Raw genomic sequence first — 15,075 nt, forward strand, 5'->3', positions numbered from 1 at the left:
GGCGCCGGGCTTCTTCTGGTGCGCCGGCCAGGGCGGCTACGGCTTCCAGACCGCGCCGGCCATGGCCCGGCTGGGCGCGGCGCTGCTGCGCGGCGACCCGGTGCCCGAGGATCTGGCGCGGCTGGGCGTCACCGCCGCCGCCCTTGCCCCCGGCCGGTTCCGGACCGGTCCCGACCCGAAGGAGGCGCAACCGTGAAGATCTTCATCGCCGCCCTGATCACCGAGACCAACACCTTCTCGCCGCTGCCGACCGGCGCCGCGAGCTTCTATTCGCCGGAGACCTACCGGCGGCGCGACGCCAGCCTGGACGACACGGCGGCCGAGACGATCTGCCAGAAGACCTGGCGCCGCCTGGCCGAACGCGACGGGCACGAGGTGGTCGAGAGCGTCACCGCCATTGCCCAGCCGGCCGGCACCACCATCCGGTCGCTCTACGAAAGCCTGCGCGACGACATTCTGGACGACCTGCGCCGGGCCGGGCCGGTCGACGTGGTGCTGCTGCTGATGCACGGCGCCATGGTGGCCGACGGCTATGACGACTGCGAGGGCGACACCGCGGCGCGGGTGCGCGCCATCGTCGGCCCGGGCGTGCCGATCGGGATGGAGCTGGACCTGCACTGCCACCTGACCGACCGGATGATCGAGGCCTGCACCGCGATCATCGGCTTCAAGGAATACCCGCACACCGACATGGAGCCGCGGGCGGAAGAGCTGTACGCGCTGTGCCTGCGCGCGAAGCGCGGCGAGATCCGGCCGGTGATGGCGCTGCATGACTGCCGCATGATCGGCATGTGGCGCACCCCGGTGGAGCCGATGCGCGGCTTCGTCGACCGCATGCAGGCGCTGGAGGGGCGCGACGGCATCCTGTCGGTCACCTTCGGCCACGGCTTCCCCTGGGGCGATGTCGAGGATGTCGGCGCGCGCATGCTGGTGGTGGCCGATGGCGACCGCGACCGGGCGCAGCGTCTGGCCGAGGATCTGAGCCGTGAGATCTGGGACCTGCGCCACGCCACGGCGACGCCGCACGACACGGTGGACGAGGCGCTGGACCATGCGCTGGCGGCGCCGCGCGGCCCGGTGGTGCTGGCCGATGTCGCCGACAATGCCGGCGGCGGCGCGCCCGGCGACAGCACCTTCATCCTGCGCCGGATCATCGACCGCGGCATCGGCAACGTGGTCAGCGGCTGCTACTGGGACCCGCAGGCTGTGGCGCTGTGCGAGGAGGCCGGCGAAGGGGCCACCTTCGACCTGCGCATCGGCGGCAAATGCGGTCCGGCCTCGGGCGACCCGGTCGACCTGCGGGTCACGGTCAAGCGGGTGCTGTCGGAGCTGCACCAGACCGGGCTGAGCGAGGACTGGGCGCCGCTGGGCCGCGGCGTCTGGGTGCAGGCGGCGAACGAGGTCGACCTGGTGCTGGTGACGCTGCGCAGCCAGACCTTCGCCCCCGACGCCTTCACCGCCTTCGGCATCGACCCGGCGCGCAAGGCGATCGTCGTGGTGAAGTCGACCCAGCATTTCCATGCCGGCTTCGCCCCGATCGCGGCCGAGATCCGCTACGTCACCACGCCGGGCGCCATCCCGCCCAGCTACGGCGACATCCCCTACACCAAGCGCCGCCTGCCCTTCTGGCCGCGGGTCGAGGATCCCTTCGCCTGACGCGCCCGGCGATCGCTTGACAGGGGAAATCCGGATCTCTCAGAGTTCAAAAAATTAGCGTTTAAGAAAAATCTGCCGTGAGCCCGATACCGGGGCGGCGGCGACGCGCAAGCAGGGAGAGCATGATGGCGAAGCTGACGCTGCGGCTGGCCGCCGCGGCCGCACTGGCGATGTCGGCAGGGGCCGCGCCGGCCGCGGCGAAGACGCTGGTCTACTGCTCGGAGGCCAGCCCCGAGAGCTTCAACCCGATGTTCGCCAGCGCCGATTCCACCATGGATGCGGTGGCGCGGACGATCTATGACCGGCTGGTCCGGTTCAAGCCCGGCACCACCGAGGTCGAGCCGTCGCTGGCCGAGCGGTGGGAGGTGTCGGATGACGGCCGCACCTACACCTTCCATCTGCGGCCGGGCGTGGCGTTTGAGCCGAATGCCGCCTTCACCCCGACCCGGCCGCTGACTGCCGACGACGTCGTCTACTCCTTCGACCGGCAATGGCGGGCCGACAACCCGTTCCACGCCCTCGGCGGCTCCGGCTATCAGTATTTCGAGGCGCTGGGCCTGGGGCCGATGCTGCAGTCGATCGACAGGGTCGACGACCTGACCGTGCGCTTCACCCTGAAGGCGCCGAACGCCACCTTCCTGGCGACCGTCGCCCTCGACTTCGCATCGATCCAGTCGCTGGAGATGGCGCAGGCGATGGTCGCCAAGGGCACGCCCGAGGTGCTGGACCAGACGCCGGTCGGCACCGGCCCCTTCGTGCTGCAGGCCTATGACCCGGATTCCCGCATCCGCTTCAAGGCCAACCCGCATTACTGGGACGGCAAGCCGCCGATCGACAATCTGGTGTTCGACATCACGCCGGACGCGACCGTGCGCGTGTCCAAGCTGCAGGCCGGGGAATGTCAGATCACAACCCAGCCCCTGGCCACGGCGGTGCCGCAGCTGAAGCAGGACCCGAATATCGAGGTGCTGCAGCGGCCGGGCGACAATCTCGGCTATCTCGGCTTCAACATCGCGAAGACGCCGCTGGGCGATGTCCGCGTGCGGCGCGCCTTGGCCATGGCGATCAACCGCCCGGCGATCGTCGACGCCGTGTACCAGGGGGCCGGCACGCTGGTGAACTCCGCGCTGTCGCCGGTCGAATGGGGCGCGGCGAAGGACCTCAAGGGCTATCCCTACGACCCCAAGGCCGCCAAGGCGCTGCTGGCCGAGGCCGGATACCCAAATGGCTTCTCCCTGTCGCTCTGGGCCATGCCGGTGTCGCGCCCCTACAACCCCGACGCCCGCCGCATGGCCGAGATGATCCAGGCCGACTGGGCCGCGATCGGGGTGAAGGCCGAGATCGTCAGCATGGAATGGGGTGCCTATCTCACCCGCACCCAGGCGGGCGAGCACGACGCCCTGCTGCTGGGCGGCACCAGCGACAATGGCGACCCGGACAACACCCTGACCTTCGTCCTGGCCTGCAGCGACCAGAACCGCATGAAGTGGTGCGACAAGCCGTTCGACGACCTGCTGAACCAGGCGCGGGCCAGCACCGACCAGGCCAAGCGGACGGAGCTGTACGTCAAGGCCCAGCACATCGTCGAGGAGCAGGTGCCGCTGGTGCCGATCGCCAGCTCGATCGTCTCGATGCCGATCCGCAAGGGCGTGCTGAACTATGTGCTCGACCCGTTCGGGCGCCAGAGCTTCGCCAAGCTCGACCTGGCGGAGTGACGCAGCGATGGCTGGAGATCTGCAGGCACGGCTGCAGCGCATCCTCGATGCCTTCGTGGCCAAGGGTATCGTCGGGGCCTCCGCCGCGGTGACGGCGCGCGGCGGCGTCCCCGTCACCGCCACGGCCGGCCTGGCCGACCGCGAGCAGGGCATCCCGGTCGGCCCGGCGCATCTGTTCAAGAACGGCAGCTGCACCAAGACCTTCGTCGCCGCCACGCTGATGCGGCTGGCCCGGGCGGGCACGCTGCGGCTGGACGACCCGGCGGCGCGCTGGCTTCCGGACCTGCCGAAGGGCGACCGGATCCGCGTGCGCGATCTGGTCAACCACCGCAGCGGCCTGCCGGAGTTCGAGTTCGACATGCCGATGACGCCCGGCCGCCACTGGACGCCGCGAGAGATCGTCGAGCTGGCGTTCCGGGTGCGGCCGCAGGACGAGCCGCGCCGCGTCGCCAGCTACAGCAACACCGGCTACGTCCTGGCCGGAATGGTGATCGAGGCCGCGACCGGCGACAGCCTGGCCGGCCAGGTCCGCCATGAGGTGCTGCGGCCGCTCGGGCTGGCCGACAGCTTCTGCGCCGCCGGCGAGGCCTTCCCGGAGGAGCGGTTGGCGCGGGGCTACTATCACCGCCCGCCGCCGGCGGGCCCTGCCCTGTCGCTGGCGCAGGGCGGGGAGATGTGGGCCCTGGACGGGATCCTGCCCTATGCGGATGAACTGCAGGACTCCACCACGCTGTTCCCGTTCACCGGCGCCTATGCCGCCGGCGACATGGTGTCGACGCCGCGGGACATGGCGCTGTTCCTGGACGGGCTGTTCGGCGGCGGCCTGTTCGAAGCCGAATGGCTGGCGCAGATGGCCGATGACCGCTGGCCGGTCGGCTTCCCCGGAACCCGGATGCGGGAGACGGGGGCCGGGCTGTTCCTGTCGGCCTATGCCGGCCGCCAGACCTTCGGTCACCAGGGCAGCATCCCCGGCTACGTCTCGGTGATGCAGCACCATCGCGACAGCGGCACCAGCGCCGTGCTGCTGACCAACACCGGATCCGGCAACCGGCTGAGCTTCCAGGCCTCCGGCCTGCACGAGGCGTTCGACCGGATCCTGGAGGCGGCGCTGACCTGAGAGAGCGTTTGGAAATGCACCTGGCGTGGCCGTCTCTGACGGCGGCGTTCAGCCCGGCTTCCGCCACTCCATGACATAGCAGTAGGGCGCGCGCCGGTGCCGCGCCGCCGTGTCCGGATCAGCGCCGGCCGTGGCCTGCGGCTCGGCGAAATGGGTCAGCACCAGCCCCTGCCCCAGCAGCGCCGCCATGTAGCGGCCGAGCGGACGGTGCCAGTTGTGGATGCGGATGCCGCGCCAGCTGGTCCAGTACATCCGCTCATCCAGATAGCGGTCGACCGGGAAATGCAGCGGCCGGCCGGCATCGTCGCGGACCCAATGCGCCTGCTCGCCGGCGGCGGTGGCGAAGCTGGACAGGTTGGCGATCAGCAGCGTGCCGCCCGGTCGCAGCACCCGCGCCATCTCCGCCGCCGCGGCGTCGAGGTCGGGGATGTCGATCAGCGTCAGGTAGCTGACCACCAGGTCGAAGGCGCCGGCGTCGAAGGGCAGCCGCTCGGCCCGGCCTTCGCGATAGTCGCCCTCGGGATCCAGCTCGCGCGCCCGCTGCAGCAGCGCCGCGGTCGGGTCGAGGCCGACCGGCCGGATGCCGTGGCCGCGCAGCATGCGGCAGAACCGGCCCTCGCCGCAGCCGACATCGAGCGCCGTGGCGAAGCCACGCCCTGCCACCCGGTCGATCATCACCGGGTCGAGCACGAAGCGCCGCGTGAAGTCGCCGTGGTCGCCCATATCGGCGATCCAGGCGCCCGCCGATTCGTCCCAGCCATTGTCCATGTCGAAGCCCCTCCTCCCTGATGCGCGCCGCACTCTACCGGCGGGCGGCAGCCGCGTCAGGCGGAAACCCCGATCTCCTACGGAGCAGCCAGCCGCCGCATCACGACATCGAGCGCCGGCCACGGCGGCCCCTGGCGTATGGTCCTGAGGAGTTCGTGGCCCACTCGTCGCCCGTTCGGGAACTGGTCGCTTGCACCCCATCGCCACGCCGCGACCATCGCGAGAACGAGGGCGCGGCACTCGCCGAGCAGGTCTTTATCGACGTCCGGATAGAACTCGGCGACCTCTTCGGGCACATGGGCGAGATCGAATTCGACCGGCCCGCGGCAGCACGTCTCCAGGTCGATGAGCAGCGGCCCATCCTTCGTGCCGAGAACATTGCCCGGGTGCGGCTCGCCGTGCAGCAACTGCTCCGTGGCGCTGCGGCCGGCGATCGTTCGTCTCAGGCTGCTGAGCGTGCTGCCGAGAAGCTCGCGGTCCGCGTCGGCGAGCGTCGGAGTTCGGTCACGGTTCGCCACCAGCTGCTGAGCGTCCGCGACCCGATCCGTGAAATGCGGCGTGGCGATGTCGAGCTTGCGCATGCCGGCATGCAGCCGCCTGAGCGCCTTCGCGTAGTCGGCCGGCGTCACCCCGTGAGCCGCCACAGACGCGTAGTAGGTCCACAGCGTCACCACGAAGCCGTCTCGCTCATAGGCGCGCGGCGCCGCGCGCGGCTCGAGCGCAGCCACTGGACTCCCTGTCTCGGCAAGCCGTTGGGCAAGCTCGATTTCGAACCGCGCCACCTGCTGCGCCAGGGGCGCCACCCGAGCCAGGACGTCGCAAGGCAGCAGGCGCACGGCGAGCTTGTTCGAATTCTGCAGAACGACCGCATCGTCGACCGTCAGGCCAAGCGCCGAGGCGATCGACATGGCCGCGGCCACCGCACGCGAAACCTCAGCTGCCTGCAAGGGAAGGCTCCGTCTGCACCGACTCGGGTGAGGGTTACTCCGCGCGGGCCGGCCTCACATCCGGATGATGATGTCGATCTCCGGCGGCCGGAAGCCCTGCGGCGAGACCACCACCCGGTCGCCGATGCGCTGGAAGCCCAGCGTCACCCGGTGCGGCCCGACCGCCAGCGCCTCGACCGTCAGGCTCTCGATGCCGATCGGCAGCCGCGGGCGGTCGACGGTGATGCGGCTGCGCAGCCCGTCGACCCGGATGCCGAGACAGCCCTGCAGCATCATGAACACCGCGCCCGAGGCCCAGGCCTGCGGCAGGCAGGCGACCGGATAGGCGATCGGCTTCTCGCCGCGCACCCGCGGGAAGCCGCAGAACAGCTCCGGCAGCCGCATGTCGAAGTTCACTGCGGTCTCGAACAGCCCGCTGAGCAGCCGGACCACGCCGTCGCGCTCGCCGTAGCGGGCCAGGCCGGCGGCGCAGAGCGCCCCGTCATGCGGCCAGACCGAGCCGTTGTGATAGGACATCGGGTTGAAGTTGGCCTCGCCGCGGGCCAGCGTCCGTATGCCCCAGCCCGAGTTGAACGGCGTGTCCAGCAGGTGGCGCGTGACGCTGGCCGCCCGGTCCGGCACCGGCAGGCCGCAATACAGCAGATGGCCGGCGTTGGAGGCGCGCACCCGGCACGGCTCGCCATGGCCGTCCAGCGCCAGGGCGTAGAAGCCCTGATCCTCCATCCAGAACCGGTCCTCGACCGCGACGCGCAGCGCCTCCGCCCGCACCCGCCACCGCGTTGCCTCATCGTCCAGCCCGCGCTGCGCCGCGAAGTCGCCCATGGTGCGAAGGGCGGCGAAGGCATAGCCCTGCACCTCGACCAGCGCGATCGGCCCGTCCGGGAATCGGCCATCGGCGTGGAATACGGAATCGTGGCTGTCCTTCCAGCCCTGGTTGGACAGGCCCTTCTCCGAGCTGCGGGCATAATCGAGGAAGCCGCCGCTGTTGCCGTCGCACCGCTGCTCGACCCAGGCGATGGCGCGCAGCAGCGCCGGCCACAGCTCGTCGATCAGCGCCATGTCGCCGGTGCGGCTGGCATAGGCGCCGGCCAGCATGACGAAGAGCGGTGTGGTGTCGACGCCGCCGTAATATTCGGCGAAGGGGAGTTCGCCCAGCGCGACCATCTCGCCGCGCCGCGCCTCATGCATGATCTTGCCGGGCTGGGCGTCCTTGAAGGCCGACTCCTCCCGCGCCTGGCGGGACGCGAGGAAGCGCAGCACGCCCTGCGCCAGCGCCGGGCTCAGCCACAGCGTCTGCAGCGCGGTGATGATCGCGTCGCGGCCGAAGGTGGTGGAGAACCAGGGGATGCCGGCATAGGGGTACGGCCCGGTCGACAGCTCGGTGACCAGCAGCGACAGGTCGGCGCGCGACTTGTCGACCCAGTCGTTGAACAGGCGGCCGGAGCTGCGCAGCACCGTGCCGTGGCGCGACAGGGTCCGCATCCGCCGGCGCGCCCGGGCGCAGGCCCGGCGGAATCGGGCCCGGCCCGGCGCCTCCCCCGCCTCGTCCGGCCCGACCTCGACATAGAGGTCGACCGCGCCATGGCCCGGCAGCTGGAACCGGAACTCGGCGGTGCCGCCATCGAGGCGCTGCGGCGTCTCGGAGAAGCGGATCACCGCCCGGCGGCCGACCTTGTCGAGGCCGGTATAGCCCAGCATCACCGTGTCGCCGCCGACCTCCGGCGCCGCCAGCCGGCCGCGCCGCAGCCTTGTGGCGCCGCGCACCTCGAACATGTCGCGGAAATCGGCGCCGAAATGGATCGCGACCGGGACCTGGACCTCGCTTTGGCCGAAATTCTCGACCCGGACCTGTTGGTACAGCCGGCCGTCCCACAGCAGCATCGACCGCTGCAGATGGATCGCGCCCTCGGGCAGTCCCTCATCGCCCAGCGGCGACGGCGTCCGGTTGGTGGCATGGCTGGTGAAGACGGCATTGTCCTGGCTCAGCCCCGCCCCCAGCAGCGACGGCAGCCGGCCGCCGAGCAGGATGACGGAGCGGGACAGGATGCGGGTGTCGTTGTGGAACAGCCCGTCATCCTCGCCGGCAATGTTGCCGAGCGCGTCGGCCACCAGGAAGGTGTCGCCATGCTTCAGCGAATACATGCGCAGCGGCACGCGCCGGGCCGAGAGGTCGGGCGGCGGCGGAGTCTCCGGCACTGGCTCTGCCGGAATCAGCTCAGGCCGGCTCATTCCGCCGCCACCAGGGTCGGAACCCTCAGCGCCGGGGCCACACCGCCGTCGCCGGCCAGGCGGCCGTACAGATCGAGATAGCGCTCGGCCATCACCCGGCTGGAGAAGCGCCGCTCGAAGGCGCTTCGGATCGTGCCGCGATCCAGCTCCGGCAGGCGGGCGACCGCCTCCACCGCCTCGTCCATCGAGCGGACGATGAAGCCGGTCTCGCCGCTGTCGACCACCTCCGGCACCGAGCCGCAGTTCCAGGCCACCACCGGCGTGCCGCAGGCCATCGCCTCGATCATCACCAGGCCGAAGGGCTCGGGCCAGTCGATCGGGAACAGGAGGCCCGCGGCGTTGCCCAGGAACGCCGCCTTGTCGGCATCGCCGATCTCGCCTATGAACTCGACCAGCGGGTCGGACAGCAAGGGCTCGATCGTCTCCTTGAAATAGACCCGGTCGGCGCCGTCGACCTTGGCGGCGATGCGCAGCCTGCGGCCCGAGCGGCGGGCGATCTCGATCGCCCGGTCCGGCCGCTTCTCCGGCGAGATCCGGCCCAGGAAGGCCAGGTAGTCGCCGCGCGGCGCCGCGGCCGGCCGGAACAGGTCCTCGGCCATGCCGTGATGCACCGTGGCTACCCAGCCGGCATCCGCCAGCGGCGCGCGCTGCGAGTCCGAGATCGAGACCAGCGGATAGTCCGGAAAACGGCGATAGACCTCCGGCAGGTCCTTCAGGTCCAGCCGCCCATGCAGCGTGGTGACGGTGCGGTGGGCGATGTCCTCGAACAGCGGGAAATGGATCAGGTCGACATGGAAATGGAGGATGTCGAACTCCGCCGCCCGCCGCCGCACCTCGTGCAGCATCGTCAGATGCGCGGCGTAGTCGGATTTCAGCGGGGTGGGGTCCAGCCGGAACGCCTGGTCGCGCATCGGCACCAGCCCGGCCCGGGTGTGCGCGTCGGCGCTGGAGAACAGGGTGACGTCATGGCCGAGGTCGACGAGCGCGTCGGACAGATGGGCGACGATCCGCTCCGTCCCGCCGTACAGCCTGGGCGGCACGGCTTCATAGAGCGGGGCGATCTGGGCGATTTTCATCGTCAAGCCTGGCAATGGAGGAACGGCGGTGAACAGCGATCGCCGCAACCGGAATGCGGTGCGGCGCGGCCCGTTGCGGGCGGCGTGGACGGGACGGCGGAAGGAGACCGTGCGCGGCTAGAGCCGCGCGTCCGCCCTCCCCTTCCCGGCGGACGGCCGGGGCGCCGCGGACACGGGCCATTCGACCTGGCCCCGGTGGGCGACCCGGCTGGGCGGATAGGCCTCGCGCAAAACGTCGGCGACGACGGTGTTGGCGAAATCCGGCGACGCTTCCGGATGGGCGCGGCGGACGACCTCCAGCGCCGTCTCGCAGGCGCTCCACTCATCCGCCCCGGCCTCGCGGCTGGAGCGGTAGGCGGCGAGCACGCGCAGGCTGATCGACGAGGCGGATCGGCTCATGCAGTTGGTCCTTTCCCTGTCAGGCCCCGTTGCCGGGACGTGCGATGCCGGGCCTCGCCGCGCCGCCCCGACCGCCGGGTCGGGGCTCGCCGCGTGGCTCGATGGTGAGGTCCACGGGTCGGCAACCGGCGAGGGGGTGATCTTGTTCCGCGGCTGTGATGAATTTCGCACCGGAGCGGCCGGAAAAAATTTCCGGCCGCGATGTCGGGGTGAGCCGTCGGCCTACGTCCTTGGCTCAGAACCGGCGTCGTTCGGCCGGTCCGGCTTCACCCAGGAGACCTCATCATGCAAGGCCAGTCCGCTTCCCAGGCGATCAAGCCGTACCTGTTCTTCGACGGGCGCTGCGACGAGGCGCTCGAATTCTACACCCGCACGCTCGGCGCCAGGGTCGAGCAGCTGTTCCGCTTCAAGGACGCCCCGCCCCCGCCGCCGGACGCGCAGCCGCAGGAGGGCTGCGGCCCGGTGACGGCGGAGATGGCCGAGAAGGTGATGCATGCCTGCGTCACCATCCGCGGCACGATGGTGTTCGTCTCCGACGGCATGTGCCAGGGCAAGGCGGAGTTCAAGGGCGTCTCCCTGGCGCTCGAGCTGCCGACCGACGCCGAGGCCGAGACGGCCTTCGCCGCCCTGGCCGAGGGCGGCCAGGTGCAGATGCCGATGGGCCCGGCCTTCTTCGCCTCCCGCTTCGGCATGGTGGCCGACCGTTTCGGCGTGTCCTGGATGATCACCTCCCCGGCGCCTGCCCGGGCCTGACGGGACGGTACGAACGGACGGCGGGCGGCAGCGTTGCGGTCATCGATCGTTGACGCCCGCGCCGGGCCGGTTTAGTCCGGGCCGCGGCTGGGACGCCCGTCCCGCCCGCGGCTCCGGTTGCCTCCATGCGGCTCCGGGCCAGGTCTTTCCCGACCAGAACCGCTTGGAGTTCCCATGAGCCAGGAATCGAATGGCGATCCCGGCCTGCTGCTGTTCACCTCCCTCTGCATCGGCCTGCGTGACTGGGCGCAGACCGGCTCGGGCCCCGGCCCGCGGCAGCGGCTGAACTGGAAGCACGCGACCGACCTGCTGCGCCAGGGGCTGGACGCCGAGGCCGAGGCCGAGATGCGGCGCGCCGACCCGCTGACGCCGGCCGAGGAGGACGAGGCCCGCCGCTTCGACCTCCGCGCCTTCGACAAGGCGCTGGTCGCGGCCAATGACGAGCGCGGCTGGATCGACTAGCCGTTTTCGGCGCACCCGCTAGACTGCCTGCAAACGGAGGCAGATCGGGAGGGGACGCCATGGTCAGCGCACCGAGCTATGTCAGCGGCACTGCCGACGCGCCGCTGCTGGGCGAGACCATCGGCCAGGCGCTGGACCACGCCGCCGCGCGCTGGTCCCACCGGCCGGCGCTGATCGACCGGGCCCAGGGCCTGCGCTGGAGCTGGCGCGAGCTCGCCGGCCACGCCGACGCCTTCGCCGCCGGCCTTCTCGCCCTGGGCCTTCAGCCCGGCGACCGCATCGGCATCTGGTCGCTGAACCGGGCGGAATGGGCGCTGACCCAGTTCGCCGCCGCCAAGGCCGGGCTGATCCTGGTCACGGTCAACCCCGCCTATCGCCTGGCCGAGCTGGAATACGCGCTGAACCTGGTCGGCTGCGCGGCGCTGGTCACCGCCACCGCGTTCAAGACCAGCGACTATCTCGGCATGCTGAACACTTTGGCGCCGGAGCTGGCGACGGCCGAGCCCGGGCGGCTGCAGGCCGCGAAGCTGCCGGCGCTGCGCGCCGTGATCCAGATCGGCGGCGCCTCGCCCGGCACCATCCCCTTCGAGAGCGTCGCCGGCCTGGGCGGCGCTTCGGAGCGGGAGCGGCTGGCGGCGCTGGCCGGCACGCTGCAATTCGACGACCCGGCCAACATCCAGTTCACCAGCGGCACCACCGGGTCGCCCAAGGGCGTGACGCTGACCCATCACAACATCCTGAACAACGGCCTGTTCGTCGGCCGCGGCCAGGCGCTGACCGAGCAGGACCGGATCTGCATCCCGGTGCCGCTGTACCATTGCTTCGGCATGGTGATGGGCAACCTGGCCGCCGTCACCTGCGGCGCCGCCATGGTCTATCCCGGCGAGGGCTTCGACCCGCTGGCCACCCTGGCGACGGCGGCGGAGGAGCGCTGCACCGCCCTCTACGGCGTGCCGACCATGTTCATCGCCATGCTCGACCATCCGCGCTTCGCTGAGTTCGACCTGGGCAGCCTGCGCACCGGCATCATGGCCGGCTCCCCCTGCCCGATCGAGGTGATGAAGCGGGTGGCCAGCCAGATGAACATCGGCGAGATCACCATCTGCTACGGCATGACCGAGACCAGCCCGGTCAGCTTCCAGAGCGCGGTCGACGACCCGCTGGAGCGGCGGGTATCGACCGTCGGCCGGATCCACCCGCATCTCGAGGTCAAGATCGTCGACCCCGAGGGCCGGATCGTGCGGCGCGGCGAGCGCGGCGAGCTGTGCACCCGCGGCTATTCGGTGATGCGCGGCTACTGGGGCCAGCCGGACAAGACGGCGGAGGTGGTGGATGCCGCCGGCTGGATGCATTCCGGCGACCTGGCGGTGCTGGACGCCGAGGGCTTCTGCAACATCGTCGGCCGGATCAAGGACCTGGTGATCCGCGGCGGCGAGAACGTGTATCCGCGCGAGGTCGAGGAGTTCCTGTACCGTCACCCGAAGATCCAGGACGTGCAGGTGTTCGGCGTGCCCGACCCGAAATACGGCGAGGAGCTGTGCGCCTGGATCCGCATCCGCGAGGGCGAGGCGCTGACGGCGGAGGAGGTGCGTGGCTTCTGCGACGGCCAGATCGCGCACCAGAAGATCCCGCGCTACATCCGCTTCGTCGACGCCTTCCCGATGACCGTGACCGGCAAGATCCAGAAGTTCCGCATGCGCGAGGCGATGGAGGAGGAACTGGGGATCAGGGCAGATCGGACAGCGTAAGGCTTAGGCTTGGCCGTTTATCCTCCCCCTCCCCTTGCGGGAGGGGGTAGGGGGAGGGGTCTGCGCGCGTCGGCGCGCGAAAGCGTCGGCGCGCGAAAGCGTCGGCGCGCGAATGCGTCGGCGCGCGAATGGGTAAGACACCGCAGCCATCCGCCTTTCGGAAGACCATCACCGGCCCCTCCGATCGGCACCCCCTCCCCCTACCCCGTCCCGCGGGGGGAGGGGGAGTGTGTTCATTGGCAAGCCGTATCCCGGTTGCCCGGCCCAACCGAACCGGGAGCCCCTACCCCGCCCGCGGCACCCTGCCCTCGATCGGATAGGCCGGGTCGTTGTAGCCCGGGCTCGACGGGTGGCCTGTGACGACCAGGCGGTTCACCAGCGCCTCGTCCTCCGCCGTGAAGGCATAGTCCAGCGCCCCCACATAATCCGCCCATTGCGCCTCGGTCCGCGGCCCGGCGATCGGCGCGGTGACGATGCGGTTGTTCAGGAGCCAGGCCACGGCGAACTGGCCCGGGGTGATGCCGCGGCCGCGCGCATGCTCGGCCAGCTCGGCGGCGATCGCCAGGCTCTCCGGCCGCCACTCCGTCTCCAGGATGCGCTTGTCCTGTCGGCCGGCGCGGGTGTCCTCGCCCGGTGTCGAGCCGGGCTTGTACTTGCCGGTCAGCACGCCGCGGGCCAGCGGGCTGTAGGGCACGACGCCGAGCCCGAAATAGGCGCAGGCGGCCAGGTGCTCGGTCTCCGGCATCCGGTTCAGGAGGTTGTAATAGGGCTGGCTGACCACCGGCCGCTCGATCCCCGCCTGGTCGCACAGCCTGCAGATCTCCGCCACCCGCCAGGACCGGTAGTTGGAGACGCCGAAATAGCGGATCTTGCCGTGGCGGATCAGGTCGGCCAGCGCCGACACCGTCTCCTGCAGCGGCGTCGCCGGATCCTCCTTGTGCAGATAGAGGATGTCGATCGCGTCGGTGCCCAGCCGGCGCAGGCTGGCATCGACCGCCTCGAAGGCGCGGCGGCGCGACAGGCCGCGGTCGTTCGGGCCGTCGCCGGTCGGGTTGGCCAGCTTGGTCGCCAGCACCCACCAGGAGCGATGCGTCGCGATCGCCCGGCCGACGATCTCCTCCGACCGGCCGCCGGCATAGACGTCCGCGGTGTCGATGAAGTTGATCCCCGCCTCCCGCGCCTGGTCGGTGATGCGGGTCGCGGTCGGCTCGTCGGTCGGGCCGCCGAACATCATGGTGCCGAGGCACAGCGGCGACACCTTCAGCCCGCTGCGCCCGAGATTCCGGTAGTCCATTGGCCTTCTCCTCAACTGTCTCACCGGTCCCTTATCGTCATTACGAGGAGGCGAAGCCGACAAAGCAATCCAGGGGCCGGCGCGACCGGCCCCTGGATTGCTTCGCTGCGCTCGCAATGACGGCATAGAACTCTCGAAACCCGATCATCGCCCGAAACCAGGCCGCGGCGCTGCCCGTCGATCGCAACGCAGCCGTGTCTCGTCGCCGCAGCCCACCGGCCGGCGGACAGGCTATCCTGGTTCCATTAAACACGGGAGGAGCGCGACGGGCGGCATGCCGCCGAACTGGAGACGACAGCGCTGGGCCCTTCCCTGATCCGTGCCGCCATCGCCGTGTCGCCGCGCGGCCTCAGCCTCGGCGAGGGCCTGCGCGCCGCCGCCTCCTGCGCCGTGGTGGTCGCCGTCGGCGGGCTGCTGCAGGCGCCGATCCTGGCCTGGGCGGCGATCGCCGCCTTCTGGACCTGCCTGGCCGATCCCGGCGGGCCGAATACGGACCGGCTGCGGGCGCTGACCGGCTTCGCCCTGCTGTCCACCGGCTTCGTCCTCGCCGGCGCCACGGCCGCGTCGCAGGGCTGGGGCTGGGCTGCGGCCACTGTGTTCCCCTGCGCCCTGATCGGCGCCATGGCCGGAGCCTATGGCGCGCCGGCGCGGCAGATCGGCACGCTGGCCACCGTGGTCTGCGTCACCGCCGTCGACCACCCCGCCGCCTCCCCCGCCGGCCTGGCCGAGTTCGCCGCCGCGCATCTGGCCGGCTGCCTGTGGGCGATGTTGCTGGCCCTGTCGGTCTGGCGCATCCATCCGTTCCGGCCGGCCCGCAGCACCCTGGCGGCGACCTATCGCGGCCTGGCCGCCATGGCCGCGGGCCTGGCCCGGCTGGATTCCCGGTCGGCGCCGCTGGCCTGGGCCCGGCA

The 15,075-nt window shown here is 71.0% G+C and carries 13 protein-coding genes and 1 pseudogene; 8 read left to right on the plus strand and 6 right to left on the minus strand.

The window, feature by feature from the left end; translation table 11 throughout:
* The 4 genes and pseudogenes from P409_RS10620 to P409_RS10635 all read left to right on the plus strand — a co-directional run.
* A pseudogene (locus P409_RS10620) lies at positions 1-196 on the plus strand (FAD-binding oxidoreductase); the annotation flags it as partial.
* Positions 193-1,656: a M81 family metallopeptidase gene (locus tag P409_RS10625; protein ID WP_034835293.1), complete on the plus strand. Its 1,464-nt coding sequence runs from the start codon at positions 193-195 to the stop codon at positions 1,654-1,656. The pseudogene P409_RS10620 and the gene P409_RS10625, both read left to right, overlap by 4 nt.
* A gap of 125 nt (positions 1,657-1,781) precedes the next feature.
* On the plus strand, positions 1,782-3,371 hold the full coding sequence (locus P409_RS10630) for an ABC transporter substrate-binding protein (RefSeq protein ID WP_034835295.1): 1,590 nt from the start codon (positions 1,782-1,784) through the stop codon (positions 3,369-3,371).
* 7 nt (positions 3,372-3,378) lie between these two features.
* Positions 3,379-4,488 carry a serine hydrolase domain-containing protein gene (locus P409_RS10635; protein WP_034835297.1) on the plus strand — a complete coding sequence of 370 codons (1,110 nt, stop codon included), beginning with the start codon at positions 3,379-3,381 and terminating at the stop codon, positions 4,486-4,488.
* A gap of 48 nt (positions 4,489-4,536) precedes the next feature.
* On the opposite strand, the gene P409_RS10640 is transcribed toward P409_RS10635, so the two are convergent.
* From P409_RS10640 to P409_RS10660, 5 genes are all read right to left on the minus strand, one after another.
* Complete coding sequence (locus P409_RS10640) at positions 4,537-5,256, minus strand: class I SAM-dependent methyltransferase (protein ID WP_034835299.1); 720 nt, start codon at positions 5,254-5,256, stop codon at positions 4,537-4,539.
* Between the two features lie 77 nt (positions 5,257-5,333).
* Entirely contained in the window at positions 5,334-6,164 is an 831-nt protein-coding gene (locus P409_RS10645) for a phosphotransferase enzyme family protein (RefSeq protein WP_202964629.1), read from the minus strand.
* Between the two features lie 93 nt (positions 6,165-6,257).
* Positions 6,258-8,399, minus strand: coding sequence for an amylo-alpha-1,6-glucosidase (locus P409_RS10650; RefSeq protein WP_034835303.1), 2,142 nt, complete (start codon positions 8,397-8,399; stop codon positions 6,258-6,260).
* 29 nt (positions 8,400-8,428) lie between these two features.
* Positions 8,429-9,508, minus strand: coding sequence for a glycosyltransferase family 4 protein (locus P409_RS10655; RefSeq protein WP_034835305.1), 1,080 nt, complete (start codon positions 9,506-9,508; stop codon positions 8,429-8,431).
* 117 nt (positions 9,509-9,625) lie between these two features.
* On the minus strand, positions 9,626-9,907 hold the full coding sequence (locus P409_RS10660; RefSeq protein WP_034835307.1) for a hypothetical protein: 282 nt from the start codon (positions 9,905-9,907) through the stop codon (positions 9,626-9,628).
* Positions 9,908-10,192: 285 nt separating this feature from the next.
* Here P409_RS10660 and P409_RS10665 point away from each other — a divergent pair, with 285 nt between their 5' ends.
* From P409_RS10665 to P409_RS10675, 3 genes are all read left to right on the plus strand, one after another.
* Positions 10,193-10,660, plus strand: a complete 468-nt coding sequence (locus tag P409_RS10665; protein ID WP_034835310.1) for a VOC family protein — start codon at positions 10,193-10,195, stop codon at positions 10,658-10,660.
* A 174-nt stretch (positions 10,661-10,834) separates the two neighbouring features.
* Positions 10,835-11,122, plus strand: coding sequence for a hypothetical protein (locus P409_RS10670; RefSeq protein ID WP_034835312.1), 288 nt, complete (start codon positions 10,835-10,837; stop codon positions 11,120-11,122).
* A gap of 59 nt (positions 11,123-11,181) precedes the next feature.
* Complete coding sequence (locus tag P409_RS10675; RefSeq protein ID WP_034835314.1) at positions 11,182-12,870, plus strand: AMP-binding protein; 1,689 nt, start codon at positions 11,182-11,184, stop codon at positions 12,868-12,870.
* A gap of 283 nt (positions 12,871-13,153) precedes the next feature.
* Here the strand turns inward: P409_RS10675 and P409_RS10680 are convergent, their stop codons facing one another.
* Positions 13,154-14,164: an aldo/keto reductase gene (locus tag P409_RS10680; protein WP_034835316.1), complete on the minus strand. Its 1,011-nt coding sequence runs from the start codon at positions 14,162-14,164 to the stop codon at positions 13,154-13,156.
* 333 nt (positions 14,165-14,497) lie between these two features.
* Here P409_RS10680 and P409_RS10685 point away from each other — a divergent pair.
* Positions 14,498-15,075 (plus strand): YccS family putative transporter (locus P409_RS10685; protein ID WP_034835318.1); only part of this gene is annotated, 578 nt, incomplete at its 3' end.

Source organism: Inquilinus limosus MP06 (assembly GCF_000767795.1).
GTDB classification, from domain to species: domain Bacteria; phylum Pseudomonadota; class Alphaproteobacteria; order DSM-16000; family Inquilinaceae; genus Inquilinus; species Inquilinus limosus_E.

Coding starts and splice junctions, on each gene's coding strand:
- P409_RS10655 (WP_034835305.1), bottom strand. CDS start 9,508: ATGAAAATCGCCCAGATCGCCCCGCTCTATGAAGCCGTGCCGCCCAGG.
- P409_RS10635 (WP_034835297.1), top strand. CDS start 3,379: ATGGCTGGAGATCTGCAGGCACGGCTGCAGCGCATCCTCGATGCCTTC.
- P409_RS10680 (WP_034835316.1), bottom strand. CDS start 14,164: ATGGACTACCGGAATCTCGGGCGCAGCGGGCTGAAGGTGTCGCCGCTG.
- P409_RS10645 (WP_202964629.1), bottom strand. CDS start 6,164: ATGTCGATCGCCTCGGCGCTTGGCCTGACGGTCGACGATGCGGTCGTT.
- P409_RS10665 (WP_034835310.1), top strand. CDS start 10,193: ATGCAAGGCCAGTCCGCTTCCCAGGCGATCAAGCCGTACCTGTTCTTC.
- P409_RS10660 (WP_034835307.1), bottom strand. CDS start 9,907: ATGAGCCGATCCGCCTCGTCGATCAGCCTGCGCGTGCTCGCCGCCTAC.
- P409_RS10630 (WP_034835295.1), top strand. CDS start 1,782: ATGGCGAAGCTGACGCTGCGGCTGGCCGCCGCGGCCGCACTGGCGATG.
- P409_RS10675 (WP_034835314.1), top strand. CDS start 11,182: ATGGTCAGCGCACCGAGCTATGTCAGCGGCACTGCCGACGCGCCGCTG.
- P409_RS10670 (WP_034835312.1), top strand. CDS start 10,835: ATGAGCCAGGAATCGAATGGCGATCCCGGCCTGCTGCTGTTCACCTCC.
- P409_RS10640 (WP_034835299.1), bottom strand. CDS start 5,256: ATGGACAATGGCTGGGACGAATCGGCGGGCGCCTGGATCGCCGATATG.